General features: G+C 37.4%; 16 protein-coding genes. All 16 read left to right on the top strand.

The window, feature by feature from the left end:
* Positions 1-3 precede the first annotated feature (3 nt).
* The 16 genes from LUD75_RS11705 to LUD75_RS11630 all read left to right on the top strand — a co-directional run bounded on the left by LUD75_RS11705 (position 4) and on the right by LUD75_RS11630 (position 22,076).
* Positions 4-1,125 carry a sensor protein KdpD gene (locus tag LUD75_RS11705; RefSeq protein WP_232705856.1) on the top strand — a complete coding sequence of 374 codons (1,122 nt, stop codon included), beginning with the start codon at positions 4-6 and terminating at the stop codon, positions 1,123-1,125.
* 7 nt (positions 1,126-1,132) lie between these two features.
* A complete protein-coding gene (locus LUD75_RS11700; protein ID WP_232705855.1) occupies positions 1,133-2,863 on the top strand; it encodes an ATP-binding protein in 1,731 nt (576 codons plus the stop codon).
* Between the two features lie 247 nt (positions 2,864-3,110).
* Positions 3,111-4,118 carry a LacI family DNA-binding transcriptional regulator gene (locus LUD75_RS11695; protein WP_232705854.1) on the top strand — a complete coding sequence of 336 codons (1,008 nt, stop codon included), beginning with the start codon at positions 3,111-3,113 and terminating at the stop codon, positions 4,116-4,118.
* Positions 4,119-4,153: 35 nt separating this feature from the next.
* On the top strand, positions 4,154-5,068 hold the full coding sequence (locus LUD75_RS11690) for a carbohydrate kinase (RefSeq protein WP_232705853.1): 915 nt from the start codon (positions 4,154-4,156) through the stop codon (positions 5,066-5,068).
* A 9-nt stretch (positions 5,069-5,077) separates the two neighbouring features.
* On the top strand, positions 5,078-6,322 hold the full coding sequence (fucP, locus tag LUD75_RS11685; protein WP_232705852.1) for an L-fucose:H+ symporter permease: 1,245 nt from the start codon (positions 5,078-5,080) through the stop codon (positions 6,320-6,322).
* Positions 6,323-6,325: 3 nt separating this feature from the next.
* A complete protein-coding gene (locus tag LUD75_RS11680) occupies positions 6,326-7,735 on the top strand; it encodes a carbohydrate porin (RefSeq protein WP_232705851.1) in 1,410 nt (469 codons plus the stop codon).
* A gap of 21 nt (positions 7,736-7,756) precedes the next feature.
* On the top strand, positions 7,757-8,605 hold the full coding sequence (locus tag LUD75_RS11675) for a sugar phosphate isomerase/epimerase family protein (RefSeq protein WP_232705850.1): 849 nt from the start codon (positions 7,757-7,759) through the stop codon (positions 8,603-8,605).
* A 156-nt stretch (positions 8,606-8,761) separates the two neighbouring features.
* A complete protein-coding gene (locus LUD75_RS11670; protein ID WP_232705849.1) occupies positions 8,762-9,406 on the top strand; it encodes a hypothetical protein in 645 nt (214 codons plus the stop codon).
* A 2-nt stretch (positions 9,407-9,408) separates the two neighbouring features.
* Positions 9,409-10,542, top strand: a complete 1,134-nt coding sequence (locus LUD75_RS11665; protein WP_232705848.1) for an AAA family ATPase — start codon at positions 9,409-9,411, stop codon at positions 10,540-10,542.
* A complete protein-coding gene (locus LUD75_RS11660; protein WP_232705847.1) occupies positions 10,515-11,258 on the top strand; it encodes a hypothetical protein in 744 nt (247 codons plus the stop codon). Before LUD75_RS11665 ends, LUD75_RS11660 begins: the two co-directional genes overlap by 28 nt.
* On the top strand, positions 11,249-13,651 hold the full coding sequence (locus LUD75_RS11655) for a hypothetical protein (RefSeq protein ID WP_232705846.1): 2,403 nt from the start codon (positions 11,249-11,251) through the stop codon (positions 13,649-13,651). The genes LUD75_RS11660 and LUD75_RS11655 overlap by 10 nt, the downstream gene beginning before the upstream one ends.
* A complete protein-coding gene (locus LUD75_RS11650; RefSeq protein WP_232705845.1) occupies positions 13,635-15,353 on the top strand; it encodes an APC family permease in 1,719 nt (572 codons plus the stop codon). The genes LUD75_RS11655 and LUD75_RS11650 overlap by 17 nt, the downstream gene beginning before the upstream one ends.
* Entirely contained in the window at positions 15,346-16,368 is a 1,023-nt protein-coding gene (locus LUD75_RS11645; RefSeq protein ID WP_232705844.1) for a hypothetical protein, read from the top strand. The genes LUD75_RS11650 and LUD75_RS11645 overlap by 8 nt, the downstream gene beginning before the upstream one ends.
* A 158-nt stretch (positions 16,369-16,526) precedes the next feature.
* Positions 16,527-17,900: a glycosyl hydrolase family 28 protein gene (locus LUD75_RS11640; RefSeq protein ID WP_232705843.1), complete on the top strand. Its 1,374-nt coding sequence runs from the start codon at positions 16,527-16,529 to the stop codon at positions 17,898-17,900.
* Entirely contained in the window at positions 17,897-20,752 is a 2,856-nt protein-coding gene (locus tag LUD75_RS11635; RefSeq protein ID WP_232705842.1) for a glycoside hydrolase family 2 TIM barrel-domain containing protein, read from the top strand. Before LUD75_RS11640 ends, LUD75_RS11635 begins: the two co-directional genes overlap by 4 nt.
* Before the next feature lies 1 nt (position 20,753).
* A complete protein-coding gene (locus tag LUD75_RS11630; RefSeq protein ID WP_232705841.1) occupies positions 20,754-22,076 on the top strand; it encodes a rhamnogalacturonan acetylesterase in 1,323 nt (440 codons plus the stop codon).
* The last annotated feature ends 131 nt before the right edge of the window (positions 22,077-22,207 follow it).

Here is a 22,207-nt window from a genome sequence, read left to right as displayed (position 1 = left end):
GTTATGGATGAAAAAAGGTCAGCTCAGGATTTTCTTAATTTAATAAAAAAATCAAGACGCGGGAAATTCAAGATCTACATTGGGATGAGTGCCGGTGTGGGAAAAACATACCGAATGCTCCAGGAAGCACATTCGCTGTTGACAAACGGCATCGATGTGAAGATCGGATACATCGAAACCCACAATCGTAAGGAAACGCACGCTTTGCTGGACGGATTACCAATCATTCCGAGAAGAAAATTATTCTATAAAGGAAAAGAGCTGGAAGAACTGGATGTTCAGGCAGTGATCAATCTTCGCCCAGAAGTGGTGATCGTAGATGAATTGGCGCACACCAATATCGAAGGCAGCAAGAACGAAAAACGTTGGCAAGATGTGATGGAAATCCTAGATGCAGGTATTAATGTCATCAGCGCGGTCAACATCCAACATATCGAAAGTCTGAATGAAGATGTCAAAAACATCACGGATATCGAAGTTAAGGAACGAATTCCGGACAGCGTTTTGGCCCAGGCCGATGAGGTAGTGAACATCGATTTGACTGCTGAAGAATTGATCGATAGACTGAAAGCTGGAAAGATCTACGATGCTGCAAAAATTAATTCGGCGCTCAGTAATTTCTTTAAAAATGACAATATCCTGCAGCTTCGAGAACTGGCACTGAAAGAAGTGGCTTCCCAGGTTCAACGTAAAGTGGAGACCGAAGTTTCAAATATCAAGAATATTAGAAAGGAAAAATTTCTGGCGTGCATCAGCTCCAACGAAAAAACAGCGAAGAACGTCATCAGGAAAGCAGCGAGGCTGGCCAATTATTACAACAGCAAATGGTATCTTCTCTATGTTCAGGTCCCGAGAGAAAGTGCAGATAAAATTGCGCTGGACAAGCAACGGCATTTGATTAATAACTTTAAATTAGCCACCGAATTGGGAGCAGAGATCATCAAGGTAGAAAGTACGAATGTCACACGAGCAATTATGGAACAATGCGAAGAGCGGAAGATTACAACCGTTTGTATCGGGAAACCACATCTCAATCTTTGGAAAGTCATCATTGCGACGGATACTTTCAATTCGCTTTTGAATAAATTATCACAGGAAAATATTGACCTTGTAATTTTAAGTTGAAATTAAAATGAAAATCAAAACAAAACTCAATGCTGGCGTAGGCTTGCTTTTTCTAATGATCATCGTGCTTTCTGTGCTCAGCGGCTGGTACATCAATCAACTGAAAAAAGACACCAATAATATCTTGGTCGCCAATTACAACACACTGCAATATTCCAGAAATATGCTGCTGGCCTTGGAAGAGATCAATTCCGATCCTGCGGCCTATGGTGTTTTTGAAAGGCATCTCGAAAAACAAAAGAAAAACGTAACCGAACCTGGCGAGAAGGAAGCGACCGAAAATATAGCCACGCATTTTCAATTATTAAAAGAAAAATCAGACAATCCCAAACTACTGTCCTCCATCAGAAGAGATATTGCCGAGCTGATGCAGCTCAATATGGTTGCTATCGAGCATAAAAGCAGTGTGGCCGATGCGACTGCGAAAAGCGCAATTGCCATCATCTCAGCTGCAGGAATGTTGTGCTTCATTATCGCATTTATCCTGATGGTGAATCTGCCTTCCAATATTGCCAATCCAATTCAGGTACTGACAGAAAGTATTAAACAGATTGCGAATCAGAATTATAAAGAAAGGGTTCATTTTGAAAGCAAAAGTGAGTTTGGGCAATTGGCGATGTCATTTAACATAATGGCTGAAAAACTTCAGGAATATTCCGAAAGCAAACTCGATAAGATCATCCGCGGAAAACGCCGCATTGAAACTTTGATCGATAATATGCACGATCCGATTATCGGAATTGATGAGAATAAAAAAGTCCTTTTTGTAAATGACGAAGCGCTGAAAATTACAGGTCTTAAAAAAGAAAATTTCGTAGGAAAACTGATCCAGGATGTGGCTGTCACAAATGATCTTATCAGAAATATTATCAAGGAAATCATCGAGGAGAAAAAAGATTCGAAGACAGAAACGATGAAAATATACGCCGATGGAAAAGAAAGCTATTTTGAAAAAGAGATCATTGACATCAACGTGGTTCCGACCGGAGAAAAAGAGAGTCAATTCATAGGACAAGTGATTATGCTGAGGAATATTACACTTTTCAAAGAATTGGATCAGGCTAAGACTAACTTTATGGGAACGGTTTCGCACGAGTTTAAGACGCCGATTTCATCAATCCAAATGGGACTACAATTATTGGAAAATGACAAAATCGGAAATCTGAATGATGAACAAAAAAATCTGGTGAATGGAATCAAAGAAGATTCAGACCGATTGCTGAAAATTACCGGTGAACTGTTGGATATGACACAGCTGGAAAGTGGATCAATCAATCTGAATATACAAAATTCTGAGGTGAGTCAAATCATTGATTATGCGATCAATGCAAACAAATCTGCAGCAGAGCAAAAAAATATAAACCTTGTCGTAAAGGTAGAAGACGGAATAGAAAAAGTGCTGGCAGACAGCGAAAAAACAGGCTGGGTTCTGAATAATTTGTTGTCTAATGCGGTGAGATATTCTTACGAAAATTCTGCCATCAACATTGAGGTGAAAAAAGAGGGAGACCTTGTGAAATTTTCTGTACGAGATTACGGAACTGGTATCGACGAAAAGTATAGAGATAAAGTTTTTAACCGCTATTTCAGAATTCCGGGTACCCAAAAAGAAGGGACAGGATTAGGCTTGAGTATCAGTAAAGATTTTATAGAAGCTCAGGGTGGAAATATTTCGGTAAAAAGTGAATGGGGCGTAGGGAGTGAATTTAGTTTCACAGTAAAAGGTAGCAGAAATTAAAGTTAAATTAAAAATAATTAGAGTTAAACGTTTAACCAAAATTTAACATTGGAAACCTAATTAATTAATGAATAGTTCATTTTAAAAGATGATTAATATATAAGTATTTGATATACAATGGTTTGTTCATTGTGCTAATAGTTTTAAAAAATTTGCCAAATTACACTTTTTTCTGAATTGACGAAAAAAAACGGACTATTGTTTATTTAAAATTTTATGGAATACTTTGCATTGTCAATTAGTTAGAATGAAAAGAACATCCATCAAAGATATAGCGCGCATTGCCGGAGTTTCCGTAGCAACGGTATCTTATGTTCTTAACAGAAAAGAAGGACAACGAATCAGTGAAAATACCAAGAAAAAAATTTTTGAGATTGCTGAAACGATTAACTATACGCCAAATAAAATAGCGAAAAGCCTGAAAACCAATAAAAGTAAACTGCTTGGGCTGATCGTTGCTGATATTTCAAACGAATTTTATTCTCACATCGCTCGCAACCTGGAAGACAAAGCTTTGAAATTAGGTTATACATTAATCATTGGAAGTTCAGATGAAAATGCAGAAAAATTTGAAAAACTGATTGAACTTTTTTCTCAGCAGCAGGTAGATGGGATGATTGTAGCGCCTGTTGTCGGTTCGGAACATATTCTTCAGAAACTGGTTGACAAAAATTACCCTATCGTTACTATCGACCGATATTTGAAAGATGTTAAAATACCAAGTATCATCGTAAACAATAGAGAGATTGCGGAAAGTACCACTGATTTTCTTCTGAAAAAGAAATTTGACAAAATCATTTATATCGGTTATGATACCAAATTGCCGCATCTTTTGGATAGACAGAAAGGTTTTGAAACTGCCATTTCCGAAAGCGGCGAGAATGTCAAAACTCAAAGCATTCTGGTGGGGATTGAAAATATTACAGAAGAAATTCAAAGTAAACTAAAAGCTGCGCTGGGAATCAGTCCGACGAACATTGCACTTTATTTTTCCAGCAACAAACTTGCTGTTGCAGGATTGTCATACCTTGTTCAGAATAACATCAAAGTTCCTGAAAATATTTCTGTTGTGGCATTTGATGAGACAGAAGCCTATAAATTGTTTCCTTCAAAAATAACTTATGTAAAACAACCGCTGGAGGAAATGGCAGACGAAGCAGTAAAATTATTGGACCTTCAAATTAAACAATATGCTGCCAGTGCCAAAAAAATAACTTTATCAGCTGAACTGATTGTTCAAAATTCAACAAAATAATTTTTTTATTAATTAACTTAAACGTTTAACCTTATATGAATACAAATAATAAATCCTACGCCGTCTGTTTTGGTGAGATCCTTTGGGATATTTTCCCCGCCGGATCCAGAGCCGGTGGTGCACCTTTCAATGTCGCTTACAATCTTGATAAAATGGGTTTGAAAGTCCAAATGATAAGCAAAATCGGAAATGATAAATTGGGAAAGGATCTTCTGGAGCAGATTAAAAGCTGGAATATTTCTACCGATAATATTCAAACCGATTATGAAAAACCAACAGGAACCGTGATTGCCGATTTCGATGAACACGGTGAAGCACATTATGATATTGTGAATGACGTCGCCTGGGATCATATTGAGATTTTACCCGCTCATCAAGAACTCATAGAAAATTCTGAAGCCTTTGTTTTTGGAAGTCTAATTGCAAGGAATGAAGTGTCAAGAAATACGCTGCTCAAACTGATAGAAATTTCAAAATTCCGGGTGTTTGATGTGAATTTCAGACCGCCTTTTATTGATTTTGAATTGATTAAAACATTGCTTCAAAAAGCGCATCTGGTAAAAATGAACAAAGCGGAATTGAGAACCATAATCGAATTTCTTGGCGAAAAATACATTGATGAAGACAGCAGCATAAAATATATCCAAAAACATTTTGATCTTCACGAGATTGTTCTGACAAAGGGAAGCAAAGGAGCAAGATATTTTGTTGGAGAACAGAGTTACAATTTTTCGGCTGTTTCCATAGACGTTAACGACACGGTGGGAAGTGGAGATTCCTTTCTGGCTGGCTTTTTATCAAAGAGAATTCAAGGGAGTTTGCCGGAAGAGATTATGAAGCAGGCTGTTTCTCTCGGCGCATTTATCACTTCAAAATCAGGCGCTTGTCCGGATTATACTCACGAAGAATTCGAATCGTTCCGGGAAAAACATTATGGTCAAACTATATAATTTAATACGATGAATACTGCAAAATTTACAGAAAAAAAATACTATGTCGTACTGGCATTTGTGATTTCATTGTTCTTCTTCTGGGCAATTGCGTTGACGATGGGCGATGTTTTAAATAAGCATTTTCAGAATGTTTTGAATATCTCAAAATCAAAATCCGGCTTGGTACAGCTGTCCATCTTCGGAGCGTACGCTTTGATGGGAATTCCGGCTGGATTGTTTATGAAAAAGTTTGGTTACAAAATGGGTGTGATCCTTGGATTGTCACTTTTTGCGCTTGGATCTTTCCTTTTCATTCCTGCTGCAAACCAAATGTCATTTAATTTTTTCAGAATTGCACTTTTCGTTCTGGCTATGGGAATGGCGACTTTGGAAACGGTGGCGCATCCATTTGTGGCAGCTTTGGGAAACGAGAAAACAAGTGATCAAAGGGTGAATTTTGCGCAGTCATTCAATGGACTGGGCGCAATTATCGGTCCGCTTTTAGGTGGTTTTTTCATCTTTGGAAAATCTGGTTTGGATAACAATTCATTAGATTCTGTCAAAGATCTTTACACCTGGATTGGCGTTGTGATTTTAACCATAACAATTATTTTTTGTTTTATTAAAGTTCCAAGTCTGAAAGATCCTCACGCAGAAGATATTACCATTTCTGAAAGCGATAATGGTGCAGAAGCTTCGGTTTCAGATCCGCACGCGCCACTTTGGAAACAGAGACATTTTATATTTGCAGTCGTCGCCCAGTTTTTCAATATTGCGGCACAGGGCGGAACGTGGGCTTATTTTATCAATTATGGCGTGGAAAAAATGCAGCTTCCTGAGATTGAAGCTTCGTATTATTTTTCATTAAGTATGGCAATGATGATGATCGGCCGTTTCGTTGGAACTTTTCTGATGAAATTTATCGCTCCGAACAAGCTTTTGGCGATTTTCACAACTTGTAATATTATATTATGCTTAATTATTTCACAAAGTTTTGGCTGGGCATCTTTCATCAGTTTAATATTATTGAATTTGTTCCTTAGCGTAATGTACCCGACGATTTTCAGCCTTGGACTGAAACGGTTAGGGAATAAAGTTCCGCAGGCTTCATCATTCCTTGTGATGGCAATGTTTGGTGGAGCCGTCTTTCCACCATTGATGGGGAAAATTGCTGAGACCGATATTGCTCACGCTTACCTTCTTCCGATTATTTGCTATGTTGTCATTCTTTTATTTGCTTTAAAATTCTACAAGCCGAAGACGCTTAAATAGATTATGAAAACAAATATTTTCAAGTGCAGCTTTTGGTTTTTATTAATCATCAGCCAGATTTCACACGCCCAGATTGTGATCAAAAACAAAGATTTTTCTTTTGGAACTACGGGCAGAATTGGCGCAGGATATTCTCCGAACGCCGACGGAAAAACCGGCAGACAGCTGAATCTGAACAATCAGGGTTCGCTTGGTGGCAGAATGGATCAGGGTGATTATGTGGATTTTTTACCTGCTTTTCATTTCACTCCGGTTGTGAATGGCGACACTATCAAAACGACGAAAATTGATATGCAGGCAAGATTGAGTTTCTATTCCGGCGGTACTTTTCTGGGTAATGTAGATTCAAAATCCAATCAGGGAATGATCATTGCTTTGCCAGAGGTTTTTGTGGAAGCCAGAAACATTATGGGAAGTGACTGGGATGTCTGGGCGGGATCGCGGTGGCTGAGATATGATGACGTTCATATTGCAGATTATTTTTACTTCGATGACCACTCCGCAACTGGTTGGGGCGTGAGGCATAAAAATACCAGATTCTCGATGTTTTTTCCGGCAGCAATTGATACAGCTTCGAGCAACTCGACGCCGTATTCTTACACAAATGTCATTAGTGGAACAAAGAATTTAATCTATAGACAACGGGAAGTCTTCGTACTGGAGCAGATTATTCCATTCAAAAATAAAGCTCACCAAATGAAACTTCTCGCTGAATTTCATACTGTAGATCGATCCGGAAAAAACTCAATAGAACAGTATCCATCGGATCAGGGTTGGGTTTTAGGCGCGAAACTGAATACCAATTTAAAAACAAAAATTTCCGGATCATTCAACCAATTATCATTGAGATACGGAAGCGGAGTTGCCAACGGAGGCGACAGTGGAAATACCCAAACCTGGCGAACTTACGGCGCTCCGGATGAAGAAACGAAAAATTATAAGGGTGCCTATTCGCTGACAGCTGTTGAACATATTTTGCTTAATATTTCCAGCAGATGGTCTGCCAATGCTTATGCGGTTTTTACGATGAGTAAAGGCGGATCTGACAGTAATAACAAAGCAATCGATTATTATCAGAGAGATATTTTCAACAAAAAATCTGAATTCAATACAGGTTTGAGAGCGACTTATTATTTCAATAATTGGTTTCATATCCTTTCAGAACTTCATTTTGCATCCAGGAAAGATGGCAGTCAAAATCCTGCTTCGATGACCAAATTGGTTTTGGCGCCCACGATTGTCCCGACAGCAGAAAGAAGCATTTGGGCAAGACCGCATATCCGTTTCATTGCAGAAGTTTCGAGGTACAATGATCAGGCGATGAACAGTCTTTATTCGCCATTTTTAGAGCAGTCTGGAGCGAAGAGATTCGGGACTTATCTTGGTGTGAGAACTGAATGGTGGATTTTCTAATTCAATCAAAAAATTAAAAAAATGAAAGTAAAATTTGGAGCATCATTATTATCCTGGATCACCCCAAACTGGACGCCCGAAGCGGGAAAATATGCAATTGAGAAAACAGCAGAAGCAGGTTTTGATTTAATTGAAATCCTTCTGCCGGCATCAATGGAATTTAATTCAACAGAAGTAAAACAGCAATTGAAAGATAATAATCTGGATGTTGTCTGCTCATTCAATCTTCCCAAAGAAGCACATATTGCTTTTCATCCTGAAGTTGCCGAGCAATTGATAAAACAGGCAATTGATAAAACATCAGAACTGGAAACTGATTTTTTAGGAGGCGTTTTGCATGCCGGAATTGGCGTGTTTTCCGGAAACCCATTGACTGAAGATGAAGCTGAAATCATCGTCGAAGTCTGGAGCAAAGTTGCAGATTATGCCAAGGAAAAAGGTGTCAATATCGGAATCGAACCCATAAACCGTTATGAATCCTATGTTTGCAATACGGCAGAAAATGTTTTGGATTTAATTGGAAAAACAGGAAAAGACAATCTGTTTCTGCATCTCGATACATTTCATATGAATATCGAAGAGAACAATTTTTATGATCCAGTCATTCTTGCCGGAAAAAAACTGAAACACGTCCACATCACAGAATCTCACCGCGGAATGTTGGGCGAAGGAACTGTAGATTGCGAACAACTTTTCAAAGCTTTGAAAGCAATTGATTTTGATGGAAATCTCGTTTTGGAAAATTTTTCGTCGTCGATTCCGGGAATGCAGCAAATGGTTTCACTTTGGCAAAGTTCGCCTTACGATGCAGAAGAATTGGCTTTAGGAAGTTTAAATTTTATGAAAAATAAAATGATTGATCCAAAATAATTTACTTTAAAAAGTAAAAACTATAAGCGCCGGCAGTTTCATCTGTCGGCGTTTTTTTTTGTTGAATTTCTTAATGTTGCTCCAAGTTTAATTTTCTTTGACATATTATAGCCGTTTAACTGTCCCTCATTCATTTAAAAATTTTATTTTTGTTAGATGACGGAACTCAAATCCCCATTTTTAGATACTATTTTTAGACTTCGGACTGATGGACATATCACGATTTTCGCAGCCATTCAGGATATTCCGAAAAAGGAAGAGCAGGATGTTGCAAGTTATCTTGAGTCCGAATTTGAAAAAGAAAGATTGGAATTTGTATCAGATCAGATTAAATACGATGCCGAAACTGCAGTTTGGGCTGCAAAAGTTCTGTATCGAAGTGCACAATTGTATTTAATAAGAAAAGATACGGATAAGAATCTGGATAAATTAATTCCGGTATTTAAAGGGAAAATAGATGTTTCCGCCATTTTATCAGCAGATTTGTCACTGAGATTTTTACCACAGATTATTTCGGCTTTACAAGGTGCAGATGCGGAAGATCCACTGATTAAAATGCTCGAAAATATCTTGACTCAATTTGATTATTCGGCAATTGGATTTGAACTCGATCTTGATAAAATCAATTGGGAACAGGAACTGAAAGACAGAACATACAGAAAATTGTACCTCGAAAGAATCGTTGAAAAGAAAGCTTACAAACTGGCTGAAATTCCTTACATCAATCAATTATTAATTGGTGAATTTGGAATGTACAAAGACATTTTCTGGAGAGAATTAAAAACGATAACTAAAGAATAAGAATGACTCAGAATATTGAAAAATTAAACAAAGTTCTTTCGCACGTCAAAGATACTTTTATAGGAAAAAATGATGTTGTAGATTTATTGGGAATATGTTTATTGGCAAGAGAAAATGCCTTTTTGTACGGACCTCCCGGAACAGCAAAATCCGCTATTGTAAGAACTTTGGCAAAAACGGTAAAAGACGGCAAAAACTTCGAATATCTCTTGACACGTTTCACGGAACCGAACGAGATTTTCGGACCTTTTGATATCAGAAAACTGAAAGAAGGAGAACTTTTAACCAATACTGAAGGAATGATGCCGGAAGCGTCGATGGTTTTTCTGGATGAGATTTTCAATGCCAATTCTGCAATCCTGAATTCACTTTTGATGGCTCTGAATGAGAAGATTTTCAAGAGAGGAAAAGAAACTAAAAATCTTCCAGCTTTGATGTTCGTTGGCGCAAGCAACGTTCTTCCGGAAGATGAAGCGCTGAATGCACTTTTCGACCGTTTTCTGATTAGGATTAATGTCGATTATGTTCATCCGGATTTGCTCCAGCAAGTACTTTTGGCGGGAAGAAAACTGGAAAATAATATCGAAACCGAAACGCCGGAAATCCTTTCCCACGAAATAAAAGAATTGCAAAATCTTTGTAAATCCATTGATCTGAAACCGATTTACGAAGTCTATTTAAACACCGTTATCAACCTTCGGAATACCGGAATCGCCATTTCCGACCGCCGCGCTGTGAAACTTCAAAATCTGATTGCGGCAAGTGCTCTTATTTGCGGAAGAAATGAAGCAATTCTCTCGGATTTATGGGTGTTAAAGCACATTTGGGATACAGAAGAACAAATCGAAATCCTTGAAGGAATCATCAACCGAACCATCGAAAAAGATGAAAATCCGAAGTCGCATCCACAAGCTTTGCAAAACAAAATCCCCAATCCGGAAGAAGTGATGAAGGACGTCAAAATTCTGGTCGAAAAATGGAATGCAGGAAATTTAGCTTTTGAAGAACAAAATGTCATCAAAGATAAATTGAGATATTTGCAAACCCGCTGCGACTGGATTAGAAATCCTGAGCAGAAACAGTACATCCAAACAGAAATCGAAAATCTATGGCAAAAGATTCTTCAAACGGTTTAAAAGAATTTTGGGCAGAAATTCCCAGGATTGATGAAGATTTTCTGGGATCAATCCGTGACTGGAAAAATGTTCAGATTGCTTCGGAAGATGAGGTTATCTGGCTAAAAGGTTTTACTGATGAACAGTCTGTTTCGGCGGAAATTCAGCAATTGCCTAATTTCTTATTATATGAATTACGAGAAGGTCTTCTGTTCCGAAAAGATGCTTTGGTTCCCACGAAAAAAGTGAGAACCGCTTTGCTATGGACGCCTATTGATAAAGCTTTGCGGTTAACTTTCCCGAGTTCAAATAACAATTTTTTCGGAATTGATGAGAAGGTTGAAGTTAAATTAAAACCAAGTGAAGAGGAACAACCGGCTTTTGCATTAGTAAGTTCAATTTCTGAAATTAAAGAATCAATCATTTCATTACCAAAATTCAAATTGGAAAATATAGAATGGATTGTTATTAATGATAAAGCATTATTCATAGGAAATCCATTATTGAGTTTGCGGGGAAAAACTTATTGGACGAAAGACAATCATCTTTTACCAACAGGTTTCGATTTTGAGTTTAAAAATCTGAGTTCATTATTACAGCGAAAATATAATACCGATCAGGATCACTGGCTTGTATGGAACGAAGACGGAAGTTATTTGAATATTAATAAAAACGATTTCCGAAAACTCTCCGTAAGCTCATTCCGTCTCACAGAAAAAGCGAAAGAATGGATTTAAAAGAATACTTCCAGTCTTACGAAAACTACTTCTGGGAATGGAATACCGACAGAGATATTCGGGATGAATCACTATATAACGAGCACAATCTCATCTCGATCCCGAATGCTGAACCAATTGCTTACCGAGCTTATATCATTGGGATTTTGAAAGAATTAAAAGATCAGGGTTTTCCGCCGTTTGGTTCTTTTCTTCTCGCGCTTTACGCTTTGCAGGATGGTTATCTCAATCTGGATGGCGTTTTTTATCATTTGCAAAAACAAATGACAAATCCTGTTGGGCACGAAATCAGAAATGAAATCGAACTTTCGATTAATTTTCTCGAAAATCTGAGTCAGGTTGGTCGTTCATTCAAAAAAGGACAGAACAAAATCATTTTATTAAAAACCATTTTCAAAGACTGTCATAATATTATTTCTTCAGGAGCTTCGGATTTAATTTTAAAACGATTTGAAAAAAGACCGCACAAAATTTCGGAAGCTGCAGACAAAATTCATTTGAATAGAGGAGTTGTAAGTAAAGATTTCAAAGTTTTGGCAATTCTTCAAAATAGATTTCCAACCACAGAATCCATCATCAATGCAATGCGGAATGAGGTTGATCTTCCAGATTTGGAAGATGAAGTTGTTGACGAGGAAACGACGACTGATACCGATAAAGATTTCATTCAGCAATTGGTGGAGGATCCAAAAACGTTTCAGGTTGGAAGTTTGATTAAAAGAATATGGAGCGGTTTGAAAATCCCGATGCGTCATCTTTCTGCCGGCGATCAGCCTATCGGCGGCGTTTCGGATATGACCAACAAAGGCGATTTTCATCGGATGCTCTTGTCCGAATTTGCCAATGAAGACGATGTTTTTATGAATCGTGTAGCGAATAATGAAGCTCTGTACATTCAGCGCGAAATTCCACCGGAGGAAAATATTTTTGAAAGGGTAATTTTGATTGACACGTCTCTGAGAAATTGGGGAACGCCGAAAGTATTGGCTTTTGCATCTGCGATTGCCGTAATCAAGCATCCAAAGGCGCATTCGGATTGTCGGGTTTTTGCATTGGGCGAAACCAATATTCCTATTAATTTGGATAAATTGGAGCAAGTTGTCGATAATCTGAACCAAGTCAGTCCGGTTTTGGAAGTGTCAGCTGCACTCGAGAAATTTTTCAATGAAGAGCATTCGGAGAAAGATCTCGAAGTTTTTTTCATCACAAATCAGGAAAATTTATCAAATCAAAATCTTCAAAAAGTCATTCACGAAAATCGGGATCGACTCAAGTTTCTGATAACGACTTCCGCAGACGGCGAACTTAATTTTTACAAACATCACAAAGGAACTAGGAAACATATTCAGAAAATTGTGCTTCCGCTGAAAGAATTATGGTCCAATCCGCCAAAACTTAGATCGAAAGGCGAAAACGACAGTTCCGGAAATGGTAAAAAAGCAGATGTTCCAACAAATTATCCAATCCTTTTCCCAACGCCAAAAAACAAAATCGCAACCTTTCTTCACGAAGGTGAATTTTATATTTTAAGTTCCAAAAAACAATTGTTAAGAACTTATCTGTCCAGTAATTATTACAACAAAAATTATTATGAACATTACAAAACACATCGGGGCTGCGAAGTTTTAATCGAAAATATCTCCGTAAAACCACGTGGTAAATTTGCATTGGCCAAAAACAGACAGCAGCAATTTATCCTCTGTCAGTACCAGAATGATAAATATCTGCTTTCCAAACTCAACCTTAATACAAAGGAATATTCCGAGCTGAATGTTTCAGGGCATCACATTCCCCAGAATTTTGAACCGGTTTATTTTGATCAGAATTTTTATCTCTACCACGAGGAATTTCCGTCCGTTTTCAAAATCAATATCGAAGGCGAATTGTCTGTAGAAATGGTGAAAAATGATAATGACATCAAGAAAAATCAGAAAAGAGTAGAGGTGGAAATTAACAAGCAGATTCATAATGATATCAAGATTTTGAATAGCTTTAATAAGATTGGGATCAACGCAGAAAATAATATTGTGATATCAAACAATGAATTGGCTCAAAAGATGGATAATTCGCTGACGCTGTACAGAAACAGATCTGAGATTAAGATATCGGCGCAGCAGAACAAGAACAAATTTTTGTTTTCAGATGGCAGCGAGATCATTGCAGATTCCCGTGGAATGTTGACTTTCACCAGCAGCAACAAGAATATTCCGGTTTTCTACATTCCGTCTGCGGAAGATGGTTTTCTGGCTTTAGCAACCAATTTGGAATTCGGCGGATCAGAATATTATCTTTATGAATCTACAAAATTGAAAATACGCGAAAGGGAAGAGATGTACTCGGAATATCTGGATGCTTACATCAATCATATTTTAGCTTATGGAACTGATTATTAAACCTTTTTCCGAAAACAGCTATCCTAAAAAAGGAATTCTTATCAAGAGTTCCTCGCCGCATTATTGGCTTTCCGAAATGGATTTTTTAAGCATCGATATCAATCAAGTAAAAGCGTACGCCATTCCGTCCAACGAACCGAATGTTTTATATGGTTGTCTTTTGGTTTTTGAAAATATTGCTCCAAAGGAAATCGGTAAGAATTCTTATTTTCAATGTGTAAACAACCAATTATTTATTCCGGAAAATACAACCATTTATCCTAAAATAACTCAGGAAGACTGGCTGAATATTACTCATGAATATTTAATTATGCATCCGGATTTCGGATTGGTAAAACTGGATCAGGAAATTGACTGGATTTCATTGCTACAGGATTCTGAGAAAAGTAAGGATGTCGTCAGAAAAGCTTCGAAAGGCATTAGAATTCCTCAGAATATTGAGAGTTTTTCAGTTGAAATCAATGATGAAAAAATTCTGGAATCGCTTCAAAATCCCAAAACAGAAGAAGAATGGATGAACGATCTGCCTTTCAACATGAAAAAAGTGATGGCAGGCAACAAAAAAGAGATAGAAAAATATCTGCAATATCTTGAGAAGTATCCCGACAGAGCCGCAGATTTCGGAGTTCCGCTGGATGTTGCAGGAACTTCCCGAGGCGATGGTTTTTCGAAATACAGATTCGGAGGCAGCTGGCTCAGCAGAATTTTTGGTAATAGAAATGCTTCGTCAACTGGAAACGACAATGCAGGTTCTGGAAAAAAAGGATGGATTATTCCAGCTGCGATTATTGTAATGCTGATTGCGAGAGTCGGTCTCATCACTTATAACAAAAGTGAAACTCAAAAGCAATCTTCGGGATCAATTGAAAATATTAACAAAAATACAAATCAACCTCCGCCTCCGATAATTGCAGTGACTTCCGGCGTTACGGATATCGACCTGAAAATCGATTCGATGTACGGACAGAAAAGAAAGGAATTGATGGATGAACTGATGAAAGCATCCTTGAGTTTTGGTAAAACGCACGAAAAAAGCTACGAAGATTATTTAAAAGAAGGCGGAAGGCCAATTAATGAAATTCAGGATGAGATTATTGATTTTAATGAAGAAACAGCGCTTACAACTGATTCGTTAAAAAAAGTTTACAGAAAAAAAATCTCTAAATTTTTAGTGGAAAATGAAACGAAGTACAAGAATAAAATCAAAGATTCACTGAAGAAAACGGGATCTGGAATTCCGGCCGATCAGGGAGTTGTTTCAACTATTTTAAAGAAAAAACAGGTTTTGGTCGAGGATTCATTGGGTCGGCTTTACGGTACAAAAGAATATCCGGATCCGCCAGTTGACCCGAATAAAGCGACACCAATCCAGAGCTTAAACAAAGACAAGCCTTACGCTGAAAAAGATATTTCGATATTGGAAATTTTTTATCTGATTGCAGGGATTGTAGGAATTGTGGGATTGTACAATTACTTTTTCAGAAAGAAATCTCTGAATTTAGGCGGCGAAAATGTCCCGACAGGAATTAAGATTTTTCTGATGGTTGTTTTGTTGGCGATGTTGGTTTACATCTTTTATCCATTGGTGGAAATGTTCGGCTATAACTGGTTTGTATGGATTTTGGTTATTTGTATAATGCTTCTGCTTTACCGATTATTCAGTGAGGACAAAAATATTTTAAAATCTGATAAAGATGAATAGGCAGAAATTTATAAACAAATTTGCAACAGCGTTTTTCATTCTGGCATTTTTCAAAATTGTCAGCATTTTGGCGCAGCTCTTTCACAAGGATTTTTGGAGTGTGATTGGCACATTGCTGATTTTCCTGCTGATTGCTTTTATTGTTTTCGTCGTTATTCTAGGCCTGGAAGACAAGGAAAAAAAAGGCAGTTTGTCGGAACGAAACCGACGTCGTGGCAGTGGAAATTTCTACCTGGAATCTTCAATCTTTGACAGACTTAGAAATAAATATGAGGAACTTGCTCAGAAATATGTTGATGAAAAAAATTACGTCAAGGCTTCTAAAGTTTATATGAATCTGCTCAAAGATAATTACCGGGGCGCAAAAACTTTGGAAAATGGCGGTTTGTACAATGAAGCCGCAGTGATTTATCTCAAAAAACTGAATAACAAAGCCGATGCAGCCATCTGTTACGAGAAAGCAAAACAGTACAGGAAAGCTATTGACCTTTACAAGGAACTTCATCAGAAAGAAAAAGTGGGCGATTTGTACAGAGAAATCAATGATGTCAAATCTGCAAATTCCTATTATCAAATGGTTGTGGACGATTATGTTAATAATTATCAAATCGTCAAAGGATCATTGATCTACCGGAAAAAAATGGAAATGCCGGCCGAAGCTCAAACTATTTTGTTGAAAGGCTGGAACGAAAATCGGGACGCGTTCAATTGTCTCAATAATTATTTTGCTAATATTAGTGATGTTAAAATTCTTGACCAAAAGATTCAGGAATTGTATGTAGGTTTGCCTGCCGACAAGAAGATGACTTATCTTCAGGCTTTAAAAATCGAATTCAAAAAAGACCCGAAACTTCAGGCTATCACGAGAAATATTGCTTACGAAATCATTGCCGAAAAAGTAAAAACACATTCTGAGATTGTGAATGAATTGAAACATTTCAATCCGGAAGATGAGGTAATTCTCAAAGATATTTCGAGGTATAAAACGGCACGGAATAAGATGTTTAGGAATTAAAAAAATCTTTGTTGTATTTTCTGATTTTCCGGTCACTACTTTAATTTGTTCTTAATCCGGGTTTCACATGCAAGTGCAGGATACCGCAAGTTCCCAAATTGTATATTTTTATAAAGTTGAAATAAAGCAAACTTTAAGCTTTATTAAAAAATCCAATTATGAAATTCCAAAACAACTTTATATTAGCTCTTTTTGCTCTATTTATATTTTCATCAAGTGTAAAAAGCCAGAATGTTTGGCCAGATGGAACCAAAATTGACAAGTGGTTTCAAGAAAACAAACCAACAGACATCAATAAATTAGGAAAAAAATACATCTTGACAGCCAATGGCGTGAAGAACGACAGTACAATTCTTCAGACCAAAGAACTTCAGGCAGTGATTGATTTGGCTTCTAAAAATGGCGGTGGAGTTGTGGTGGTGCCGAAGGGAACATTTCTCATCAGTTCGGTGTTCTTCAAACAGGGAACGCATTTGCATCTGGAAAGTGGAGCAAAATTAAAAGGAAGCGACGATATCAACGATTTTCCGGTGGTTACGACAAGAATGGAAGGTCAGACGGTAAAATATTTTCCTGCTTTAATTAATGCTGACGGATTGGACGGTTTCACGATTTCAGGAAAAGGAACTTTGGATGGAAACGGACTTCGTTTCTGGAAATCTTTTTGGAAAAGACGCGAGTGGAATCCAAAATGTACCAATATGGATGAAATGAGACCTAGAATTATCTATGTTTCAAACTCAAAGAATGTGCAGGTTGAAGGAATTACGATTAAAAATTCTCCGTTCTGGAGTACGCATTATTATAAAAGTGATTTCGTTAAATTATTAAATCTGACGATTCTCGCGCCGAAAGAACCAGTGAAAGCACCGAGTACAGACGCGGTTGACATCGATGCGTGTACCAATTTTCTGATTAAAAATTGCTATATGTCAGTCAATGACGATGCAATTGCTCTGAAAGGCGGAAAAGGTCCAAAGTCTGATAAAGATCCGAACAACGGCGAAAACAGAAACATCCTTATCGAAGACAACAGTTTCGGATTTTGCCACAGCGTTTTAACTTGCGGAAGTGAGTCGATTCACAATTATAATGTGATTTTACGAAATTCTAAAGTGAACGATGCATCAAGATTATTACATTTAAAAATGCGTCCGGACACGCCTCAGCATTACGAATATCTTACGGTTGAAAACATCACAGGAAATGTAAAAACATTTCTTTATGTAAAAGGCTGGAACCAATTTTTTGATTTAAAAGGTGAGGAAAGACCGAAAAAAGGTTTGGCTAACAATATCACCATAAAAAATATCGACATCAGTTGCGAAACGGCATTCTCTGTTGAAAAATCTGATTTATTCGACTTAAAAGATTTCACATTTGAAAATTTCAAAATCAAAGCTCTAAAGCCTGAAATGCAAAACCTGAATCACATTCAGAATTTAAAGCAAAAAAATATCAATGTGACGCAAGTCGCTTCTCTCACGCAATCTTACGACAAAAAAGACGATTCCGATATTTCTGCTAAATGAGTTTTTTTTCCAAAATATTCGTTCTTTTATGCTTTTGCTCACAGTTTCTGCATTCTCAATCTAAGGAAATCCAATTCCTGAGCGGGACAGATTCTGAGCATACCAAAGAGTGGGATTTTTGGATAACCGGCGGACGGAAATCCGGAAGCTGGGATAAAATAAAGGTTCCTTCACAATGGGAACAGCAGGGATTTGGCTCGTACAACTATGGAAGAGATTACGTCACCTACGGCAAAAATTTTAAATTTAATGATGAAGTAGGTCTGTACAAACACAAATTTCAAGTTCCCAATTCCTGGAAAGGAAAATCAGTGAACATCGTTTTCGAAGGTTCGATGACCGACACCGAAGTGAAAATCAACGGAAAGTTGGCCGGAGAAATTCATCAGGGCGCTTTTTATGAATTTAAATATGATATTTCCGACAAAATACTATTCGGAAAAGAAAATATTTTAGAAATTAAAGTTTCCAAAATCTCTGCGGACAAATCAGTCAACAACGCAGAACGTCTGGCAGATTATTGGGTTTTAGGCGGAATTTTCCGTCCGGTTTATTTAGAAGCCAATCCTAAAGAATACATTTCATTAACATCCATCGATGCCAAGGCAGACGGGACTTTCCGTTCGAATATTCATTTAAAAGGAATCAATTCTGTCAACAATGTAAAGGTTGAAATTTTTGATGTTAAAAATAATCTCGTCGGCGAATCTCAAGTGACCGTTCAAAAAGGTGATACTTTAAAACAGATTCAATTCTCCATTAAAAATCCAAAACTCTGGACAGCCGAAACGCCTAATTTATACAAGGCGAAATTCAGTTTACATAAAAACAGAAAAAACATATTCCAAACAGAGGAAAAATTCGGTTTCCGAACAATTGAAATCCGAAAAGGCGACGGCATTTACATCAACGGAACCAAAATCAAAATGAAAGGCATCAACCGTCACGTTTGGTGGCCTGAAACAGGTAGAGAGGTTAACAAAAACATCGATTTGATGGACGTTCAGCTTATCAAGGAAATGAATATGAATGCAGTTCGATGCGCTCATTATCCACCGAATAAATCGTTCTTACAAATTTGTGATTCTTTAGGTTTGTATGTTTTGGATGAATTGGCGGGATGGCAGAAGAAATACAGCACTGAAGTTGGCAAAAAACTCGTGAGAGAGATGGTTACGAGAGATTCTAATCATCCTTCCATTATTTTTTGGAGTAACGGAAACGAGGGCGGACATAATTTTGATTTGGATGCAGAATATGCAAAATATGACTTGTCCAACCGTCCTGTAATTCACGCGCATCACAAGCCTGGAAACGCTTTCAACCGAATTGACTGCAATCATTACGAAGATTATTACAGCACCAAAAAAATTCTCGAAGGAGAAAATATTTATATGCCAACCGAGTTTCTGCACGCACAGGATGACGGCGGTGGTGGAACTTCTCTGGCCGATTATTGGGAACTTCACTGGAATTCCAAGAAAGGTGCGGGCGGTTTTCTCTGGGCTTTTGCAGACGAAGGTTTGGTACGAACCGATTTTAATAATCAACTTGATGTGAACGCAATCAACGCTCCCGATGGAGTGCTAGGTCCGCATCGTGAAAAAGAGGGAAGTTTTTACGCCATCCGTGAAATTTACAGTCCGGTAAAAATTGATTTGAAAACCTTACCGAATGATTTTAATGGAACAATTCCTGTTCAAAACCGGTATCATTTTACGAACTTAAATGAATGTCAGTTTGAATGGAAATTGGTGAAATTTAAAACACCATTTTCATCTGAATCTGGTTTTGATTTGATTCAAAATGGAAAAGCAGAATCTCCGAATATTAAACCGACTGAAAAAGGAAGTATTTATTTAAATCTTCCTGCGAATTGGAAAGAAAGTGATGCTTTAATGCTGACTGCAACAGATTCTTTTGGAAAAGAAATTTACACGTGGACTTGGAAAATTATATCGAACGATGAAATTTCAAAACAATTTTCAAAATCATTAATTAAAAAATTTTCGGTTTCAGTTATCGAAAATGATTCCTTGTTTATTTTGAAATCAGACGAAAAAGAATTTTCATTTGGAAAAAAAGATGGATTGTTAAAGTCTGTCATTTTAGATAAAAAAGGCAAAAAAATGACCTTCCTAAACGGACCGGTTTTCGTGAATGGAAAAACAGAATTACCTTCCATAAAAGCTTTTGCAGAAGGACAAAATCAAGTCATTCAGATTTCATACAAAGACGGGAAAAAAGCCGTTTGGAAACTGAATCCGAATGGAATTTTAGAATTGAATTATGAATATTCACTTGCCGGAGATTATCAGTTTGCAGGTGTAACTTTTGACTATCCCGAAAATTATGTTATCGGCGCAAAATGGCTCGGCAAAGGTCCATATCACGTTTGGAAAAACAGAACTCAGGGACAGACTTACAACGTCTGGCAAAATCTCAAGAACTCAACCCGAACTGGTTTTTCACCTGGGATTTATCCTGAATTTAAAGGCTATTTTGACGATATTTCGTGGTTGCAGTTGAATACTGCTGAAGGAAAAATTACGGTCGGAACGAAAGAAGAAAAAATGTTCGTCAGACTTTTTGATTTTTACGGAATTTATGGTGCAGAAGGGTATCCGAAACTGCCGACTGGAAATATTTCTTTCCTCGATGCTATTCCGCCGTTGGGAACCGCTTTGGCGTTTAACATTAATAATGACACTTCAACTTTAGGCCCAGAAAGTGAGCCGAATCATTTGAAAGGAACATTCAAAAGAACTTTGTATTTCTATTTTGGTCTGCCGGATTTGGGCGACGAAAATAAGCAGTTTACAATGCCGAAAGAAAATATTTTAACAGATTAAAATGATGAACTGGATAAGATTTTTGACGCTGTTTTTAGGTTCGTTTTTGTTTGCGCAACAGACGACTTTCAAGTTTGATTTTGGCAAAGACAGAACCGAAAACGGATTTATTCCCATCACGTCAACCTCAAAATTTGATAAGAAAATCGGTTACGGATTTATGGATATTTCCGGTCTGAAATCTGTTGATAACGGCGGAAATGCTTTGACAGGAGATTATATTACCAGCGAAAAACCATTCTATTTTTCAGTCGCGATTCCTGAAGGAAACTATGACATTACATTAAATCTTGGTGATTCTAAAGGAAGTTCAGAAACAACAGTACGTGTAGAAAACCGTCGTTTGATGCTGAATGATATTAAAACAAAAAAGGGTGAAATTATAGAAAAACAAATCACAGTTCACGTCAAAGACAGCATCATCCGAAATCAGGACGGAACTCAAATTGGAATTGTAAAACTGAAACCAAGAGAACGAAAATATCTGCACTGGGACAATTTGCTTACGATTGAATTCAATGACGAAGCACCAAAAGTTTGTTCGGTCATCATTCAGCCTAACAAAATGACGAAAACTATTTTTATAACCGGCGATTCCACGGTTGTAGATGCGCAGTACGAACCCTGGGCGTCGTGGGGACAGATGTTGCCATATTTTTTCGTCCCGAATGAAGTCGTGACTGCCAACTACGCCGAAAGCGGAGAAACCCTCAAAGCCTTTGAAGACCGCCACCGAATTGATAAAATCTGGAATAAAATAAAACCTGGAGATTATCTGTTCATTCAGTTCGGGCACAACGACCAGAAAGCGGGCAACAGTACAAAATCCGGTTATAGAAAAAGATTAAAAGAATGGATTTTAAAAGCCAAAGAATTGGGAGCAATTCCGGTTTTGGTTACTTCAATGAACCGCAGAGTTTTTGATAAAAACAACAAAATAGTTAATACTTTAGATAATTTTCCTGACGCAATGAGAGAAATTGCGAAGGAAGAGAAAGTTGATTTAATCGATTTGAATGCTTTAAGCAAAACCTTATTCGAAGCGATGGGACCGGAAAAAGCAAAGAAAGCATTCGTCCATTATCCCGCAAATTCTTATCCCAACCAACCAACTGCTTTGGCGGATGATACGCACTTCAACACCTATGGTGCTTATGAATTGGCGAAATGTGTCGTGAAATCTATCGTCGACCAAAATTTACCTTTAAAGAAATATATTTCAAAAAATTATAAAAATTTTAACCCAAATAAACCTGATAAAGTTGAAAACTTCCACTGGCCGGAATCTGTTTTTATGGAATCTCTCAAACCTGATGGAAATTGAAAGTAATATAATGATGCGAACCGAAATTTTGTTTGCCCCAGCCCTGAAGGGAGCAAAATTTCTGTGAGAGTTATTTCAATATATTTCCCATTCATTCTGAGTATGAGCAAGAAAGAAGTTAAGAGAAATAA

Origin of the sequence: Epilithonimonas sp. JDS, assembly GCF_021261315.1 — a bacterium.
GTDB lineage: Bacteria > Bacteroidota > Bacteroidia > Flavobacteriales > Weeksellaceae > Epilithonimonas.
This window is presented reverse-complemented; position numbering and strand designations above follow the sequence as displayed.

Coding starts and splice junctions, on each gene's coding strand:
- LUD75_RS11705 (WP_232705856.1), top strand. CDS start 4: ATGGATGAAAAAAGGTCAGCTCAGGATTTTCTTAATTTAATAAAAAAA.
- LUD75_RS11700 (WP_232705855.1), top strand. CDS start 1,133: ATGAAAATCAAAACAAAACTCAATGCTGGCGTAGGCTTGCTTTTTCTA.
- LUD75_RS11695 (WP_232705854.1), top strand. CDS start 3,111: ATGAAAAGAACATCCATCAAAGATATAGCGCGCATTGCCGGAGTTTCC.
- LUD75_RS11690 (WP_232705853.1), top strand. CDS start 4,154: ATGAATACAAATAATAAATCCTACGCCGTCTGTTTTGGTGAGATCCTT.
- fucP (WP_232705852.1), top strand. CDS start 5,078: ATGAATACTGCAAAATTTACAGAAAAAAAATACTATGTCGTACTGGCA.
- LUD75_RS11680 (WP_232705851.1), top strand. CDS start 6,326: ATGAAAACAAATATTTTCAAGTGCAGCTTTTGGTTTTTATTAATCATC.
- LUD75_RS11675 (WP_232705850.1), top strand. CDS start 7,757: ATGAAAGTAAAATTTGGAGCATCATTATTATCCTGGATCACCCCAAAC.
- LUD75_RS11670 (WP_232705849.1), top strand. CDS start 8,762: ATGACGGAACTCAAATCCCCATTTTTAGATACTATTTTTAGACTTCGG.
- LUD75_RS11665 (WP_232705848.1), top strand. CDS start 9,409: ATGACTCAGAATATTGAAAAATTAAACAAAGTTCTTTCGCACGTCAAA.
- LUD75_RS11660 (WP_232705847.1), top strand. CDS start 10,515: ATGGCAAAAGATTCTTCAAACGGTTTAAAAGAATTTTGGGCAGAAATT.
- LUD75_RS11655 (WP_232705846.1), top strand. CDS start 11,249: ATGGATTTAAAAGAATACTTCCAGTCTTACGAAAACTACTTCTGGGAA.
- LUD75_RS11650 (WP_232705845.1), top strand. CDS start 13,635: ATGGAACTGATTATTAAACCTTTTTCCGAAAACAGCTATCCTAAAAAA.
- LUD75_RS11645 (WP_232705844.1), top strand. CDS start 15,346: ATGAATAGGCAGAAATTTATAAACAAATTTGCAACAGCGTTTTTCATT.
- LUD75_RS11640 (WP_232705843.1), top strand. CDS start 16,527: ATGAAATTCCAAAACAACTTTATATTAGCTCTTTTTGCTCTATTTATA.
- LUD75_RS11635 (WP_232705842.1), top strand. CDS start 17,897: ATGAGTTTTTTTTCCAAAATATTCGTTCTTTTATGCTTTTGCTCACAG.
- LUD75_RS11630 (WP_232705841.1), top strand. CDS start 20,754: ATGATGAACTGGATAAGATTTTTGACGCTGTTTTTAGGTTCGTTTTTG.